At 30.4% G+C, this 16,911-nt stretch carries 18 protein-coding genes and 1 riboswitch; of the genes, 12 read left to right on the top strand and 6 right to left on the bottom strand.

Annotated features, from left to right (window positions below):
* Positions 1-45 precede the first annotated feature (45 nt).
* The 3 genes from G9F71_RS19605 to G9F71_RS19595 form a co-directional block, all read right to left on the bottom strand.
* Positions 46-837, bottom strand: coding sequence for a sulfite exporter TauE/SafE family protein (locus G9F71_RS19605; RefSeq protein ID WP_164944678.1), 792 nt, complete (start codon positions 835-837; stop codon positions 46-48).
* 13 nt (positions 838-850) lie between these two features.
* The gene (locus G9F71_RS19600; RefSeq protein ID WP_164950540.1) at positions 851-1,420 is read right to left on the bottom strand and encodes a TetR/AcrR family transcriptional regulator; all 570 of its coding nucleotides are present in this window, start codon (positions 1,418-1,420) and stop codon (positions 851-853) included.
* Positions 1,421-1,609: 189 nt separating this feature from the next.
* A complete protein-coding gene (locus tag G9F71_RS19595; protein WP_224626503.1) occupies positions 1,610-2,068 on the bottom strand; it encodes a phosphatase PAP2 family protein in 459 nt (152 codons plus the stop codon).
* Positions 2,069-2,418: 350 nt separating this feature from the next.
* Between G9F71_RS19595 and G9F71_RS19590 the strand changes: the two genes are divergently transcribed.
* The 6 genes from G9F71_RS19590 to megL all read left to right on the top strand — a co-directional run bounded on the left by G9F71_RS19590 (position 2,419) and on the right by megL (position 8,948).
* Entirely contained in the window at positions 2,419-2,913 is a 495-nt protein-coding gene (locus G9F71_RS19590; protein WP_164950538.1) for a DUF2975 domain-containing protein, read from the top strand.
* Between the two features lie 100 nt (positions 2,914-3,013).
* A complete protein-coding gene (locus G9F71_RS19585) occupies positions 3,014-3,223 on the top strand; it encodes a helix-turn-helix domain-containing protein (protein WP_125002709.1) in 210 nt (69 codons plus the stop codon).
* 52 nt (positions 3,224-3,275) lie between these two features.
* Positions 3,276-5,255, top strand: a complete 1,980-nt coding sequence (locus G9F71_RS19580) for a DUF4153 domain-containing protein (RefSeq protein WP_164950537.1) — start codon at positions 3,276-3,278, stop codon at positions 5,253-5,255.
* Between the two features lie 76 nt (positions 5,256-5,331).
* Positions 5,332-5,757, top strand: a complete 426-nt coding sequence (locus G9F71_RS19575) for a hypothetical protein (protein ID WP_164944674.1) — start codon at positions 5,332-5,334, stop codon at positions 5,755-5,757.
* Between the two features lie 86 nt (positions 5,758-5,843).
* Positions 5,844-7,415, top strand: a complete 1,572-nt coding sequence (locus G9F71_RS19570; protein ID WP_164950536.1) for a sigma 54-interacting transcriptional regulator — start codon at positions 5,844-5,846, stop codon at positions 7,413-7,415.
* 330 nt (positions 7,416-7,745) lie between these two features.
* Positions 7,746-8,948 carry a methionine gamma-lyase gene (gene megL / locus G9F71_RS19565; RefSeq protein ID WP_164950535.1) on the top strand — a complete coding sequence of 401 codons (1,203 nt, stop codon included), beginning with the start codon at positions 7,746-7,748 and terminating at the stop codon, positions 8,946-8,948.
* 87 nt (positions 8,949-9,035) lie between these two features.
* On the opposite strand, the gene G9F71_RS19560 is transcribed toward megL, so the two are convergent.
* The 3 genes from G9F71_RS19560 to G9F71_RS19550 are packed head-to-tail and all read right to left on the bottom strand — an operon-like array spanning position 9,036 to position 11,303.
* The gene (locus G9F71_RS19560) at positions 9,036-9,776 is read right to left on the bottom strand and encodes an amino acid ABC transporter ATP-binding protein (protein WP_164950534.1); all 741 of its coding nucleotides are present in this window, start codon (positions 9,774-9,776) and stop codon (positions 9,036-9,038) included.
* 51 nt (positions 9,777-9,827) lie between these two features.
* On the bottom strand, positions 9,828-10,469 hold the full coding sequence (locus G9F71_RS19555; protein ID WP_164944670.1) for an amino acid ABC transporter permease: 642 nt from the start codon (positions 10,467-10,469) through the stop codon (positions 9,828-9,830).
* Positions 10,470-10,502: 33 nt separating this feature from the next.
* A complete protein-coding gene (locus G9F71_RS19550; RefSeq protein WP_164950533.1) occupies positions 10,503-11,303 on the bottom strand; it encodes an amino acid ABC transporter substrate-binding protein in 801 nt (266 codons plus the stop codon).
* A gap of 155 nt (positions 11,304-11,458) precedes the next feature.
* On the opposite strand from G9F71_RS19550, the gene G9F71_RS27395 reads away from it, so the two are divergent.
* The 6 genes from G9F71_RS27395 (at position 11,459) to G9F71_RS19525 (ending at position 16,839) form a co-directional block, all read left to right on the top strand.
* Positions 11,459-11,593, top strand: a complete 135-nt coding sequence (locus G9F71_RS27395; RefSeq protein WP_263488232.1) for a hypothetical protein — start codon at positions 11,459-11,461, stop codon at positions 11,591-11,593.
* A gap of 120 nt (positions 11,594-11,713) precedes the next feature.
* Positions 11,714-11,826, top strand: a riboswitch (FMN riboswitch).
* A gap of 250 nt (positions 11,827-12,076) precedes the next feature.
* A complete protein-coding gene (gene ribD, locus G9F71_RS19545) occupies positions 12,077-13,174 on the top strand; it encodes a bifunctional diaminohydroxyphosphoribosylaminopyrimidine deaminase/5-amino-6-(5-phosphoribosylamino)uracil reductase RibD (protein ID WP_164950532.1) in 1,098 nt (365 codons plus the stop codon).
* A 24-nt stretch (positions 13,175-13,198) separates the two neighbouring features.
* Positions 13,199-13,846 (top strand): riboflavin synthase, encoded by a 648-nt coding sequence (ribE, locus tag G9F71_RS19540; RefSeq protein WP_164944667.1) that lies wholly within the window; start codon positions 13,199-13,201, stop codon positions 13,844-13,846.
* Positions 13,847-13,898: 52 nt separating this feature from the next.
* Complete coding sequence (locus G9F71_RS19535) at positions 13,899-15,101, top strand: bifunctional 3,4-dihydroxy-2-butanone-4-phosphate synthase/GTP cyclohydrolase II (protein ID WP_164950531.1); 1,203 nt, start codon at positions 13,899-13,901, stop codon at positions 15,099-15,101.
* A gap of 45 nt (positions 15,102-15,146) precedes the next feature.
* On the top strand, positions 15,147-15,608 hold the full coding sequence (ribE, locus tag G9F71_RS19530) for a 6,7-dimethyl-8-ribityllumazine synthase (RefSeq protein WP_125002690.1): 462 nt from the start codon (positions 15,147-15,149) through the stop codon (positions 15,606-15,608).
* A 277-nt stretch (positions 15,609-15,885) separates the two neighbouring features.
* Positions 15,886-16,839, top strand: coding sequence for a CobW family GTP-binding protein (locus G9F71_RS19525; protein ID WP_164950530.1), 954 nt, complete (start codon positions 15,886-15,888; stop codon positions 16,837-16,839).
* The last annotated feature ends 72 nt before the right edge of the window (positions 16,840-16,911 follow it).

Genomic DNA, 16,911 nt, shown 5'->3' with positions numbered 1-16,911 from the left:
CACCCATGTAAAGGTGTATTTTTTTAGATTAAGAAATACTAAATTTTATGATAGGCGTGCAATAACAGTCATAATTATGCCCATAGCCATAAAGCATATACCTACAACTTTTTGTAAAGTCTTTTCATTGAATTTATTAGCATAGCGTGAACCGACTACACCACCAATAACTGCACCTACACTTATTATAACTCCTAAAGTGAAATCTATATTGCCTCTAGCCCCATAACCAATAGTAGAGGAAAAAGCTGTTACAGCCATTATTAAGGTAGAAGTACCTATTGCTTTATGAAGAGGAAAAGATAATATCATTATTAAAGCTAAAAGGATCATAACTCCTCCACCAGCTCCGAATATTCCGCTTAATATTCCTATGCCTAACCCAATAATTAAAGCAACTACTATTTTCTGCCACTCATGTTTGAAGTTAATAAATTTCTTTGGAGCAGTTGATTCAGCTTTCTTATTTTTAAGGCCCTTACGTAACATAGCAAAACCTGCTAAGAGGAGCACAATACCAAAGCTTGAACTAAGGTTACTATCGCCCATGTTGCTTGCGAGCATTGCTCCAAGTTGAGCACCAAAAATAGAAGTTATAGCTATCCATATACCAGATTTTAGTTCGATATTTCCACTTTTATAATATGAATAAGATACAGTTAAAGATGCTATTACATCTACGAAAAGACTAGTACCAATAGCTGTGTGAGCGCTAACTGAAAAAAACATAGTTAAAATGGGAACTATAATCATAACACCACTAGCGCCAATAAGGCTTGTTATAACACCTGTACCAATACCTGTAATTATTGCTACTAGATAAAGATAAACACTCATAAAAATCATCTCCTTATTTTATAGATAAATTTATAAATTCAACCAGAAAGTTAATATTGTCATTTTTATTTTCAGGATGAAGTTGGAATGTTGTTAATATTAATAATAGTAATGATTCAGTTAACATAACATCTACGTTATTACATTTACTCAATGTTTCTATTTTACTAACAGAGCTAATTATATTTTTAACTTTTGTGAGTAAATTATTTTTTAGATTATTAAAATTTTCATCTTCGTTTAATTCAAAAGGTGAATTACCGAGGAAGTGTTTGCCTAGACCATTTCTGGTTTCAGTGTCTTCGTACAAAGTAGTTATTAATTTTTTTATTTTTTCTTTGGAGGGAACGGTAGTAAGACTGCTTATTTCATCAAGATTTAAAAAGGTGCTTTGCCAGCTTTCTTCGAGAATATCCATATAAAGTAATTTTTTGCTTTTATAATAATTATAAAGTGTACCAACTGCTATTCCAGATTTTTTCGATATCATCTTCATATCAACTTGTTCATAACCATATTCAATAAATAGTTCCATGGCAGACTTTTTAATGTTTTTTTCAAGGTCTTTAATTATCTTTGGCATTGTGTAACCTCCTATAATGAATTACGATTCATTTTAAATGAACTATTATTCATTATAAAACAATTGTTTTTGATTGTAAAGAAGTTTTAAATTGCCATTAACAAAGGGTACTTTTTAACCACAACGAATATAGATAAAAAGCCCTAATTATTCAATGATGAATAATTAGGGCTTTAAAATACATTTAAACTAAATAGATTTTGCCTTATGTTTAAAAATATTAAGTTTAATAGTAAAATATTTGTCTAAAAATTTATTTACGCCTTTGCTCATACAAAATTTATAAGCGGAAATAGTAATGTAGGACCATATTATAGCTATAACCCATCCACCAAGAACATCTGTTGGATAGTGAACACCTAGATAAACCCTACTAATTCCTACAAGAATTAGATAAGTAAATATTAAACCACTTAATGTATAGGCAATTTTTTTATTCTTTATTCGTTTAAGTATAAAGTAAATAAGTACAAGACCAATAGCTGTAGAAATTGAAGAATGACCGCTAGGGAAACTGTAGCCATGAGCGTCAATTAATCTTATTTCCATGGGTCTATATCTTTTCACTGTGTTTTTAAGTATTAAATTGGTGAAACCAGTAATTCCTATATTGAATACGCAGCATATAGCTTCTAATTTGTTATTCAAAAGATATAATATTATGAAAACCACAAAGGTTAGTAAAAGCTGAGGCGCGGGGTCAGAAGAGTTTGATATAACAATAAAAAATTGAACCCATGCCCAATGCATAGAATTTATTAAATAATAAAGCATCTTAATTTAATCATCCTCTCGATATTACAAAAATATAAAACTCAAATTAATTCATAAATATCAATTTATTATATCAAAAGCTATAATTAAAAGATACATTTATAATATTTGTTAACAAAATTTTAAAATAAATATATTGAAAAACAATAAAAATACATTGAAAAACAATTCAATTGGTAGTAATATTGAAATTGAAAGAAATATTAGTTCAGGAGGAATATTAAATGAAATATTATGGGGAAATGTCTTTAGCTTCATTATTAAAAATATCATTAGATATTATGATTATTATTGGAATAGTTGTTTATTTTACATTGTCAAAAGGAATATTAATGGAAAAGGTAGTAGAGATGTCATGGGGTAGATTTATTATCACATACATTTTATTTAGTCTAGGAGGAATTGCCGTTATACTAATCTTATTTAATCTTAGAAAAATAGTTAGCTCATTAATAAATGTAACACCTTTTATTAATGATAATGTGCTTTGTTTGAAAAGGATATCTCTGTTAAGTTTTGTAATCTCAATTTGCTATGCTATAAATTTTGTTATAAATGGCCAATATAAAAACTTTAAAATTGCCTATGTTGACAATAGTGGAATACATACTGATATTGAATTCTTAATATTCTTTTTTGCTGGGTGTTTTATTCTAATTTTATCTCAGGTGTTTAAACAAGCTGTTGAAGCTAAAGAAGAAAATGAATTCACAATATAAGGATAAATAACGAGAATAAATGTTATTTATATCGCGAAATACTGGAGTACATAACAATTGAGAATTGTTATGTAGCTAGTGAACTACTAGGAGGATGAATATGGCAATTGTCGTAAATTTAGATGTTATGATGGCAAAAAGGAAGGTATCACTGCAAGAGTTATCAAGCAGAGTTGGAATCACAAATGCAAATTTATCTATATTAAAGACTTCTAAAGCAAAGGCCATTAGATTTAGTACTTTAGAAGCTATTTGTAGAGAACTGCATTGCCAACCAGGAGATATACTTGAATATAGTGAAGATGATTAAAATTATGAAATCTAGTGTATTTAAATATGTAATAGTAGGAGGAATTTAGAGAATGGAGAGTAAGTATGTTCAAGCTATTATTGTAAAAGATAATATGGTTCTTATGGCATATGGTCATAAAGAAAATAGTGAACCTATTAATTTTTTCGTAAGAGGAGAAATAAATGAGGGGGAGACTGCTAGTGTTGCAATTGCTCGCGAGATTACAGAGCAAATTAATATGCCTTATAAAGTTATTTTAAAATTTAAAAAAGAGTTATCTTCAGACATAGAAACTTATTTAATTAATATAGAGAGTGTGAATGATAAGTTTGATATTTCAACAAAAGAAATTAAAAAACATGTAGGAAATTTTTATATGGAGGGTCTTCGATGGACTGATTTATTTGAAAAAGAAAAATTCCATAGAAATAATATAAATTATTTAAGACTTTTACTAGAAGAATGTATAGAGCAAGATTATAGTGAAAATTGGTTAAAGGCAGTCCAAAGTTTAGTTTTTTCTTTTCCAAATTATAAGTATGACAATATAAGGTTATTAGAAAAAAAACGTATGAAAGAAACAAAAAACATAGATGCTCAAATTGGTATGAATGAAAAAGTTTATTCTATTGGTGTTGCTCTTATTTTGGCAATAATTTATGAAAGGTTCTTTATAGGTAAACAATCTGGTATTTCTATTCCTATTTTCTATCTTATGTTTATGGGGTTTTTCTTATGGAGTGCTCGGGAAAAGGTTTATGTTAAAAAAAGCATTGGATTTATTACGATTATTCCTACAGTATTAATAGCGTTAAATTATTCTATTCATTCTAATGTTATTTTAAACTCTTTTAATGGGATAATGATATTGGTACTCACGCTAGTAAGCACGGTATTAATTAGATATGAGAACATAAAATGGGATAGTTCGAATTTAATAAGAAAAGTATTTAAGAGAGGTATTAAATCTATTTCAGAGAATTTTTATAAGCCTTTTATATTTATAAAAGGGAATATAACTTCGAGAAATAAAAAAGAAATAAGCTCTACAAAGAAAAATATTTTAAAAGGAGTAATTATTTCTATACCCTTATTAATTGTTATTTTAGTCTTATTAACATCAGCAGATATGGTATTTAAAAACTATATAACAAATTTTTCTATTGGACTTGAAGACATAAGCCTGGGGAAAATAACAGGGCATTTGTTGGTTATTATAATAGCTTTTATAATTATATTTTCATATATATGGAGCTTTAAATATGCATTTGATGAAGGTGAAAGTAACAAGAAGGATATAAAATGGGAGCCAGTTACTATTTTAACAATTATTTTCATGATAAATTTAGTATATCTTTTATTTTCAATAGTTCAGTTTTCCTATCTTTATGGTGGGGGGAATAACTTTACTGCTGGTGGATTTACTTACTCAGAATATGCAAGAAAAGGTTTTTTTGAGCTTGTGGCTGTTACAATAATTAATTTTACTATATTACTTAGCAGTATGAAATTTATTAAAAAGGATAATAAGAGGATAAATAATATATCCAATGTATTTTTAAGCATACTTGTAGCATTTACTTTCAACATGCTATTTTCAGCTCATTATAAGATGTCACTATACGAACAAACCTATGGATTTACTTATTTAAGGATTTTTGTTCATATATTTATGTTTATGTTATTTATGCTATTTGTAGTGTCATTAATAGGGATTTGGAATAGGAAAATATCACTTAACAAGATTTTGATAATAATTGTTTTGAGTATGTATGTATTAGTAAACTACATTAATGTGGATAAAATAATTGCGAGTAAGAATATAGATATATATTATAAAACACAGAAAATTGATGTGCAATATTTAAGGAATTTATCCTATGATGCTATTCCAGAGATATTAAGGTTAAAAGGGGATTCTAACATGGATATTGCAAAGCAAATTAATAGTTATTTAGAGGATTTGAAGAAAGATTTATCACAAGAAAATTCATGGTACGAGTTTAACTATTCTAAATACAAGGCGAAAAAGATAATAGATCAAAATTAACCCAAATACCTAAGGGTTAAGAATAGGCTATGGTTAAGATTGCTTTCTAAATTTATTTAGTAGGAGGAAATATAAAATGAAACAAAAAATAAGAGTTAACTTATTAGGGTTTTACGACTTTATTTTAGCATTAGGTGCTATTTCCATAGGAGTAAGTATGATAAGTTCAAGTAAGGGAATTCTCACTGAATATCCGAAAGAATGGCTATCTAAAGTTCCTTTTGAAAGCTGGGTTATTCCTGGCATTATTGCAATAGTATTATTTGGGTTGGGAAATATTATAGCAACAATCTCATGTTTTAGAAGGAAAAATAGCAAGTCCTGGTTTGTATCCGCTATAATGGGTGGGATATTCTTTTTAAGCATAGTTGCTCAAATAATAATTTTAGGGGAGTTCTACTTGGCAACTGTGGAATTTCTGATTTTAAGTGCAATTCAGTTATGTCTTTGTGGATATGTTTTTGTTGGTTATAGAAAAAATCTAATGAGGGCTAATATATAACATAGAAACAAAGAAATCCTAGCATACAAGTATATCTATTTGTATGCTAGGATTTTAGGCAAAAGAGAAAGTAAGGAGGTATAAGCGTGGAGAAAAATACTAGATTTGAGATAATAACTAAAGATAGATTGGGAATAACTGTAATGATATTAGAGAAAATTTATAAGGCAGCAATAAACCTCCTTTCTGTGGAAGTTTTTCCTAAAAAAATTTGTATTAAGATGCAGAATATGAATGACGTAGAGAAGGAAGCGTTAAAAAAACAAATTTCTGCAATAGAAGACGTTGTTATGGTTAATGAAATGGATTTACTTAATTATGAGGAAAATGAAAGAAAGCTTTTAGCTATTTTGGATTCAGTAGATGAAGGAATAATGGTTGTAAATAAAAAGTTTGAAATAGACATCTTCAATAATTATTGCGAAAAAGTGTTTCATTGTAAAAAAGAAGAAGCTATAGGTATGGATATTAGAAAATTAATAGGTGGAGATGCGCCAGCTGTAGAACTTATAAATAGTGGCATAAAGTATGATAATGTAGAAGTTAATGTTAAAACAGAAAGAGGAGAAGTACATTACCTAACTACTGGTAGACCAATTGTAGATGATAATAATATTACAGTAGGTGCAGTTGCATCTATTAAAGATATTCATAAAGCTATAGAGATTGCAAATGTTATTGCTGGAACTACAGAAGGTGCATTTAAGGAAATTGTAGGAAATAGTAGTAAGATTGAGAACGTCAAAAAAATAGTTGAAACTGTAGCTAAGAGTGATTCTACTATACTCTTTAGAGGCGAGAGTGGTACTGGAAAAGAGCTATTTGCAAAGGCAACTCAAAGTTTAAGTAACAGAAAAAATAATCCTTTTGTAACTATAAGTTGCGCGGCACTTCCAGATAATTTAATTGAAAGTGAACTATTTGGGTATGAAAAGGGAAGCTTTACAGGTGCCATGAATAGCGGAAAAGAAGGCCTTTTTAAAGAAGCAGATGGTGGAACCTTGTTTTTAGATGAAATAGGCGAATTGTCTATAGTGCTGCAGGCAAAGCTTTTAAGGGTTCTTCAAGAAGGCGTTATTAGAAAGATCGGTAGTACAAAAGAAGAAAATGTAAATGTGAGAATTATTGCGGCTACGAATAGAAACTTAGAAGAGATGATCCAGCAGAAAAAATTTAGAGAAGATTTATATTATAGATTAAATGTTATTCCAATAAATATTCCACCTCTTAGAGATAGACTTTCGGATATATCATCTTTAGTTACTCTGTTTATATGCAAATTCAATAAAAAATTAAACAAAGAAATAAAAGGTGCAGAGCTATCTTTTATAAATAAATTATTGACATATAATTGGCCAGGAAACATACGTGAATTACAAAACGTAATTGAGAGGGCTATGAATTTGTGTGGTGGGAAATATATATCTTTAGGGAATCTTATTATGGACATAGGGGTAGGGAGTAAGATGGAAAATAAAATTGATTTGGAGGTGCATAAAGAGTTAAAACTTAAAGAACTTGTGGAAAGTTGTGAAAAACAGGCAATAGTAATTGCTCTTTCAAAAAACAAAAGTCTTAGAAAAACAGCAAAGGAATTAGGGGTTTCACATACTACTATTATTAATAAAATTAAAAAATACAGAATATATGAAGAATAAATCAAAGGTGTAAAGAATAATTTCCAAGTGGAAAGAAAGCTTTACACTTTTATGACCTTAATGGTTATAAAAAATTCCACTGCATTAAATAAAAATTAATCTAGGGCTATTATAATATCAATTTAATTTTGATTTTCCCAATATAAATATTAGAATTCATATAAAAAACTGTAGTTGAATGGCATAGGTACAGTAAATAAATAAAAAGCTATTTATTTCATATGCCTAAAGAATTTTATAATGCTAATTTTAAAAAGCTTTTACTAAAAGGTGGCAGCATTATTGCTTATATATCTATATGAAGAGAAAATTATACTAGGGGGAATTGTGATGGATAGAGAACATTTACGAAATAGTGGATTTGCGACTATTGCTATACATGGTGGAAATAAAGAAGATCAGTATGGAGCACTAGCTACTCCAATACATCAAACAGCTACTTTTGTTTTTGACTCAGCTGAGCAAGGTGGAAGAAGATTTGCGGGAGAAGAAGAGGGCTATGTTTATACAAGACTAGGAAATCCTACTAATACAGTACTCGAAGAAAAATTGGCAATGCTTGAAGGCGGAGAAGCATGTATGTCCATGGGATCAGGTATAGGAGCTATATCTTCAGTTATGTGGACAGCATTAAAGGCTGGAGACCATGTGATTTCAGCACAAACTCTTTATGGCTGTACTCATGCATTTTTGGCTCATGGTATTTCTAGATATGGTGTTGAAGTTACTTTTGTTGATGTTTCAAACTTAGAAAATGTTAGAAATGCTATGAAAGAAAACACAAAAGTTATTTACTTAGAAACACCTGCAAATCCAACATTGCTTATAACAGATATTGAAGCAATAGCAAAGATTGCCCATGCTAAGGAAGATTGTATGGTTATAGTGGACAATACATTTAGTACTCCATACACACAAAGGCCTCTAGAACTCGGTGCAGACGTTGTAGTACATTCAGGAACAAAATTTCTTAATGGACATGGAGATGTAATTTCTGGTTTTGCTGTTGGATCTAAAGAATTTATTGATCAGGTTAGATTATTTGGTGTTAAAGATATGACAGGAGCTTCATTAAGTCCTTTTAATGCATTCTTGATTATAAGAGGAATGAAAACACTAGAAATAAGAATGGAAAAACACTGCAAAAATGCAATGGCTGTAGCTGAATTTTTAGAAGCTCATCCATTAGTTGAAAAAGTATATTACCCAGGACTTAAAAGTTTTCCACAATATGAACTTGCAAAAAAACAAATGAGTCTTTCTGGTGGAATTATTGCTTTTGAAATTAAGGGTGGACTTGAAGAAGGTAAAAAATTCTTAAATTCTACTGAGCTTTGCAGCATAGCTGTTAGTTTAGGAGATGCTGAAACACTAATTGAACATCCTGCTTCCATGACTCATTCACCATATTCAGAGGAGGAAAGGTTAGAAGCTGGTATAACGGATGGTTTAGTAAGACTAGCAGTAGGCCTTGAAAATGTTGAAGATATTATTGCTGATTTAGACCAGGCTCTTAAATTAATGGTTAAATAGTAATTACTATAATAACTAAAAAAGGTTATCTATATGTTAGCATATAGATAACCTTTTTTAGTTGCTTTTTATAATAATAAATTATTTTTAGGCAAGATTTAAAAACTGTTTAATTCTTGGATGTTTAGGATTTGAGAATAATAAATCAGGAGAGGAGGTCTCTAGTATTTCTCCGTTTTCCATAAAAATAATTCTATCTGAAATTTCCCTTGCAAATTCCATTTCATGGGTAACTACTACTAGTGATATTTTTTCAAGGGCAAGATTTCTAATTACTTTCAAAACCTCGCTGGTGAGTTTAGGATCCAATGCAGAAGTTGGTTCATCAAAAAGAATTAACTCGGGATTCATTGCAAGAGCCCTAGCAATAGCAATTCTCTGCTTTTGACCACCTGAAAGAGTACAAGGATAAGAATTTATTTTATCCAATAAATCTACTTTTGTTAGTAGGTTTTTTGCTATGTTTATAGCGTCTTTTTTATCTATATTATTTACTATAATTGGAGCTTCAATAATATTCTCTAAAACTGTTTTATGAGGAAATAAATTGAAATTTTGAAAAACCATGCCTATTTTTTTATGTGCATCAATTGCTTTAATATTAGTAATTTTCTTTTTAGCCGCGGCTATAATTATGTCATTAAATTCGATTAGTCCACTATCCATCTGCTCAAGCCCACTTATGCATCTAAGAAGAGTGCTTTTCCCAGAGCCAGAAGGACCAATAATGGATATTACTTCACCCTTTTGTAAACTTAGTGATACATTCTTTAAAACTTCATTTTTATCAAAACTTTTATTTATTTTACTTAGCGTAAGTAAATTCATAGTAGCACCGTCCTTAATTTAACAGGTTATTCTTATTGAGCCAGTTATTGTCTATTCGTAAACTGAATACTTTTTTTCTAATTTTTTAAAAGCCATGACAATAAGTGAAGTAAAAATTAAATATATTATTGCGGCAATAAAAAAAGGAGCGATTGTAAAATCTCTAGTTACAATTTCTCTAGCAGCTCTTAGTAAATCTTGTAATCCTATAGCAGCTACTAAAGCCGTATCTTTTATTAAAGTAATTCCCTCATTACAGGTGGGAGGAATTATTCGTTTAAAGGCTTGTGGCAGTATTATTTTTGACATAGTTTGTCTATAATTCATACCTAATACTTTGGCTGCCTCGTATTGTCCTTTATCAATAGATTGAATGCCAGACCTGAATATTTCAGTAAAGTAAGCACCATAATTTAAAGAAAAGGTAAGAGCAGCTGCAGTAAAAGGAGAAAACTTAATGCCAATAATAGGTAGCCCGAAATATGTGAAGAAAAGTTGAAGAAGTAAGGGTGTTCCTCTAAAAAACCAAGTATAGAGGTCCACAATTTTACCAAGTATTTTTAAATTTGAGACTTTAATTAGCGCGCCTATTATTCCAAGAGGCAAACAAAAGATTATGGTTGCAAAATACAATTCAATTGTAAAGAGGCTACCTTTTAAAATATAAGTTGTAATGTCTATAAAATTAGCCAAATATAACACCCACTTCCGAAAAATTCATAATCATTATTTATTTGTAATATCTTTCCCAAACCATTTTTGGGATATTTTATTTGCAGTTCCATCACTTTTAATCTCGCCTATTAGTTTATCTATTTCGGAAGTAAGATTTGCATCAGTTTTTCTCATACCTACGCCATAATCCTCTACACCTAAATTTTCATTAAGAACTTTATAATCACCTGGTTTTAGATTAGTGTAGTATCTACCAACTACTTCATCTACTATAACAGCATCAATACGATCAGCATTTAAATCTAATAGAGCTTCTGTATTGTTTGAGTACTTCTTCACCTCTTTTAATGAACTAGAAAGCTGTGAATCTGAACTTAGAGCAGTTTCACTGCTACTACCCATTTGAAGACCTACTATTTTATTCTTTAAATCAACCTTACTCGAAACCTTTGATTTGTTTTTTACAATAATTATTTGTTTGTTTTGAAGGTATACTTTAGAAAAAGCGATTTGCTGTTTTCGCTTGTCGGTTATGGTTAATCCATTCCATATAGCATCAATGTCTTTATTATTTAGACTTAATATAACGCCGTCCCATTCAACAGGCTTAAAGGTTACGGCTACGCCCATTCGCTTGCCTACTTCTTTTGCCATATCAATGTCAAAGCCTACAATTTCACCACTCTTATCTCTAAAGCCCATTGGTGGAAAATTATCATCAAGACCAATTATTAGTTCTTTCTTTTGTTTTATATCACTTAATGAGTTATCTGTAGAAGGTGTACTTCCACAAGCCGTTAAAATAGCGGTGGAAAGTATTGCCACCATTAATAATTTTAATTTATTTTTCATTTTCAACACTCCTTTATTTATCTTTTGTACAAGCTATAAATATCATTTTACTTTAACACGTTAACTTTGTAAAGTAAAAAAGCAAAAATAAATATAATAGTAGTATAAATCTCTCTCCCGGTGGAAAATATAAATTAAGAAAGGGAGTGTTTTAAATGACTGTAAAGCAGAAACTTACAAATGAGCAATTATCTTCAGTAGGAATAAAAATAACAGATAATGACAAAGATATGCGTGACAATGATGTAAATATAAAAAATAGTGAGACAAGAAATAAGAAAAACAAATAAATATGAACATTATAAAGAGCCATTATTTAAGGTGTTAAATAAATGGTTCTTTATTTTTATTATATATTTATTCACTTGACAGTAAAATCACAAAGTGCTATTCTTAAGTTGAAAATTGAATAGATCCTTCAGGGTAGGTGAGATTCCTAACCGGCGGTATAGCCCGCGAGCCGAAAGGTAGATCTGGTTGAATTCCAGAGCCGACAGTAAAGTCTGGATGAGAGAAGGAGAGTAATGATAGATATAAGAGAGTTTTATTAACTATGAAGATAGTTGTGAAGATGCTTTTGTATTTTGATATTAAATATATTAAGCTTATTAAGCCCTGAAAACATTGTTTTCAGGGCTTTTATTAATTTAGGCACATTAAAACAAATAACAAGCTAGTAATTTATATGATTTTATTTCTTGAAAATTATGCATACTAAGAAAAGAGATACCCAATAAAAATTGCACTACAATTATAGAATTAGGGGTGGTATATTGGACAATTATTATATGAATAGAGCACTTGAATTATCTAAAAGAGCAGTTGGTTTTGTAAATCCAAACCCACTAGTGGGTGCTGTTATTGTAAAAGACAATAAAATAATTGGTGAAGGCTATCATGAATATTTTGGGGGAGCACATGCAGAAGTAAATGCTTTTAAAAATTCAAAGGAAGACGTAGAAGGTGCAACCATGTACGTAACTTTGGAGCCTTGTTCTCATTATGGTAAAACCCCACCTTGTGCTGATGCTATAGTGAGAAATAAAATATCTAAAGTGGTAATTGGAATGATAGACCCAAATCCACTGGTGGCAGGCAAAGGTATAGAAATCCTTAGAAGTAGCGGTATAGAAGTTACTACTGGCATAATGGAAAAAGAAATAATGAAAACAAATGAAATTTTTATAAAGTACATAAGTTCGAAACAACCTTTTTGTATAATGAAAACTGCTATGACGCTAGATGGAAAAATAGCCACTTCTAGTGGGGATTCAAAGTGGATAAGTAATGAAAAATCTAGAGCATATGTGCATGAATTAAGGCAAAGGGTATCTGGAATTATGGTGGGGATTGGAACAATCCTTATGGATGACCCAGAACTTACTACAAGAAGAGATGGTTTGCTTAGCCTAAACCCTACAAGAATAGTTATAGATAGTAAGGCAAGAATACCCTTAGAGGCAAAGGTATTGCAATGTGATGAAAAAACAAAAACGATTATAGTTACAACGGAATTTGCGAATAAGGGTAAAATCGAAGCTATAAAACAAAAAGGCGCAGAGGTTATTGTAACTCCTAGTAAAAATAATTTGGTAGATTTGAAGTGTTTAATGATAGTACTAGGTGAAATGGGAATAGATAGTATTCTACTCGAAGGTGGAAGTACTTTAAATTATTCTGCAATAGAGGAAGGCATTGTGGATAAAGTTATTAATTTTATTTCTCCCAAAATATTTGGAGGGACTTCTGGTAAAACACCAGTAGGTGGCAAGGGCGTAGAGCATGTGGAAGATTCTATTGTGCTTTGTGATGCCGAAGTAACTAGATTTGATGAGGACATCATGATTGAGGCTTATGTAGTGAAAGTTTAAAGTTATTATAAAGGATGTGAATAGATGTTTACAGGTTTGATTGAGGAAATTGGTGAGATACTATCCATAGGAAAAGGTGCAAGATCTGCGAGAATCACCATAAAAGCCACAAAGATTTTGGAAGATACAAAGATTGGAGATAGCATTAACACCAATGGAGTGTGTCTTACTGTAACAGAATTTAATAAAAGTAGCTTTAGTGTAGATGTTATGGCTGAAACTATTAGAAGTAGTAATTTAGGGAAATTAAAACCGGGCTCCCTCGTTAATTTAGAAAGAGCACTTAGAGCTAGTGATAGACTAGGAGGTCATATAGTAAGTGGACATATTGATGGAATAGGAACTATTCTAGATATTTATAAAGAAGACAATGCCACTTGGGTGGCTATAGAAACTACAGCGTATATATTAAAGTATATTGTACATAAAGGTTCAATAACCATAGACGGAATTAGTTTAACTGTTGCATATGTGGACGCCCAAAAATTTAAAGTATCGATTATACCTCATACAAAAGGTGAAACTACTTTATTAAACAACAAGATAGGTGATGTGGTTAATCTTGAAAGTGATATTATGTCAAAGTATATTGAAAAACTATTGAAATATGGTGAAGCTCCAAAAGAAAAGAAAGCTATTAGTAGGGATTTTCTTATGGAAAATGGATTTTAATAAATCGTTTCACAGTATAAAGTAATAATAATAAAAATTAAGGGGTGTAAAGATGTTTAAATTTAATACTATTGAAGAAGCACTAGAAGATGTTAAAAATGGAAAAATGATTGTGGTAGTAGATGACGAAGATAGGGAAAATGAAGGAGATATAATAATAGCTGCGGAAAAAGCTACTAAGGAAAATATAAATTTTATGGCTACTTATGCCCGTGGACTTATATGCATGCCTACAACTAAAGAAAGATTAGATAAATTAAATATAAAACAGATGGTGACAAACAATACTGATGTTCATGGAACAGCGTTTACAGTCTCTATTGATGCCATCGATACTACTACAGGAATATCAGCAGCAGAAAGAGCAACCACTATATTAAAAGTGATAGATCCTCAGGCTTCTTCAAAGGATTTTAATAGACCGGGTCACGTATTTCCACTAGCTGCAAGAGAGGGTGGAGTGTTAAAAAGGGCTGGACATACAGAAGCTGCAGTTGATATGGCAAGGCTGGCTGGATTATATCCTGCAGGGGTAATTTGCGAAATTATGAATGAAGATGGATCCATGGCTAGGGTCCCTGAACTTATGGAATATGTGAGAGTGCATGATTTAAAAATAATTACTATAGTAGATTTAATTGCATATAGAAGAAAAACTGAATGCCTTGTAGAAATGGTTACAGAAGCTAAAATGCCAACTAGATATGGAGAATTTAAAATCTATGGATTTGTCAATAAGATAAATGGAGAACACCATGTAGCATTAGTCAAAGGAGAAATAGACAGTAGTAAGCCTGTTCTTGTCAGAGTGCATTCAGAGTGCCTTACTGGAGATGCGCTGGGGTCTATGAGATGTGATTGTGGGGAACAATATGATGCAGCCATGAAAGCGATATCAAAAGAAGAGTGTGGAATTTTGGTTTACATGAGGCAGGAAGGTCGAGGAATAGGATTAATTAATAAGTTAAAGGCTTATAATCTTCAAGATAAAGGCATGGACACCGCGGAAGCAAATGTAGCTTTAGGATTTCCGATAGATATGAGAGATTATGGTATAGGGGCTCAGATATTAGAACTGCTGGGCGCTAAAAAGATTAGAATGATGACTAACAATCCTAAAAAAATAACAGGTATTTCAGGTTATGGTATTGATATAGTTGAAAGAGTAGCTATAGAGATGAATCATAATGAAAGAAATAAGTTTTATTTAGAAACTAAAAAGAAAAAAATGGGCCATTTACTTAAATTAAAATAAATATATTAAAAGCTAAAATAGCATAAATTAATAGGAGGAATTAACATGAAAACATATGAAGGTAAATTAATAGCAGAGGGTTTAAAATTCGGAATTATAGTAGCTAGATTTAATGAGTTTATAGGCGGTAAATTATTATCAGGAGCACTAGATGGTCTAAAACGTCACGGTGTGGAAGAAGATAACATTGAAATTGCATGGGTGCCAGGGGCATTTGAGATACCATTAGTTGCAAAGAAGATGGCGAAGTCTGGCAAGTATGATGGCGTAATATGTTTAGGAGCAGTTATTAGAGGGGCTACATCTCATTATGAATATGTATCTGGTGAGGTTACTAAAGGAATTGCATCTGTATCCTTAGAAACAGGAGTTCCAGTTATTTTCGGGGTGCTTACTACTGAGAATATTGAGCAAGCAATTGAAAGAGCAGGGACTAAAGCTGGTAATAAGGGCTATGATGCTGCAGTATCTGCAATAGAAATGGCAAATCTATTAAAAGAAATTTAGTATTTGTAATTAAAAAAATGAAATAAATATTGGAGAGTTTAATGTGGGAAACTATATTAAATTCTCCTTTTTTTTAATTAGAAAGTACCTTCCTTAATATATAAGATATGTAATGAATGTAAAATAGACATAACTGATATTACATAATTTGCTAGTTTTTTATTGACCTTTATACCTTATAAATTTATAATTTAACTATATACATATTTAAATTTCAGGTTATAAGATAAAAAGCGAAATTATAATAGATTTTAATTATTAGAAAAGAGGGATATAATTGGAAAATAAAATAAATTTGTATTTATTAACAGGTTTCTTGGGTTCAGGTAAGACAACATTTCTAACAAATGTACTTAACAATTTATCAGAGGAAAAAATCGGAGTGATAATGAATGAGTTTGGAAAAATGGGTATAGATGGACAAATTATTAAAAAAGAAGGCATGGAGTTAATTGAAATTAACAAAGGGTCTATATTTTGTTCTTGCCTGAAATTATCTTTTGCTCATGCTATGGTTGAAATGTCAAAAGGTTCATTAAAATATTTATTTGTAGAAAGTTCTGGACTTGCAGATCCATCTAATATTGGGGATGTATTAAGTGGGGTAGAGGTTGAAGTGGGCAATGTTTATGACTATAAAGGAGCCATATGCCTTGTGGATGCTCTGCACTTTCTAGATCAAATAGAAGATTTAGAAACAGTAGAAAGACAGCTTAAACACTGTCACTTGGTTGTAATTAATAAAATAGATTTAGTTAACGAAGAAACACTTTCCCAAATTAAAAATAAAATTATAGATATTAATTCTAAAGTGGAAATTCAGGAATGTAGTTTTGGTGAACTTAGCTATGATTTCTTAAGCCATGATTTAATGAAAAATCAATGGACCGAAGATGAAGAAACTACCAATACTCCTGAAAGCAAACCTAAAAGTTTAAATTTAACTTTTAATGGACAAGTAACTAAAGAAGAACTAACTGAATTTCTAAACAGTGTTTCAGAAAGTAGCTATAGAATTAAAGGGTTTTTCAAATTAGAGGATGGATGGAATCAAGTAGATGTAGTTAATAGAAAAATTGATTATAAATTATTGACCTTAGGAGAAGCAGAATCTCCATTAGGAGAATCAGAATCCAAATTAGTTTTCATATCAAAGATAGGACCTAATATTATAAAACCAATTATAGATAATTGGAAGACAATTATAGGGCAAGAAATGAAGCTTAGATAATTGATAATTGATAATTGATAATATGCAGATATGTTTATGATATAATATTTTTAGTATTAGTATTAGTATTAG

This window comes from Clostridium sp. FP2 (assembly GCF_011065955.2).
GTDB lineage: Bacteria > Bacillota > Clostridia > Clostridiales > Clostridiaceae > Clostridium_AD > Clostridium_AD tagluense.
Note: the sequence above shows the minus strand (reverse complement) of the source record. Positions and strands in the feature narration are given on the sequence as shown.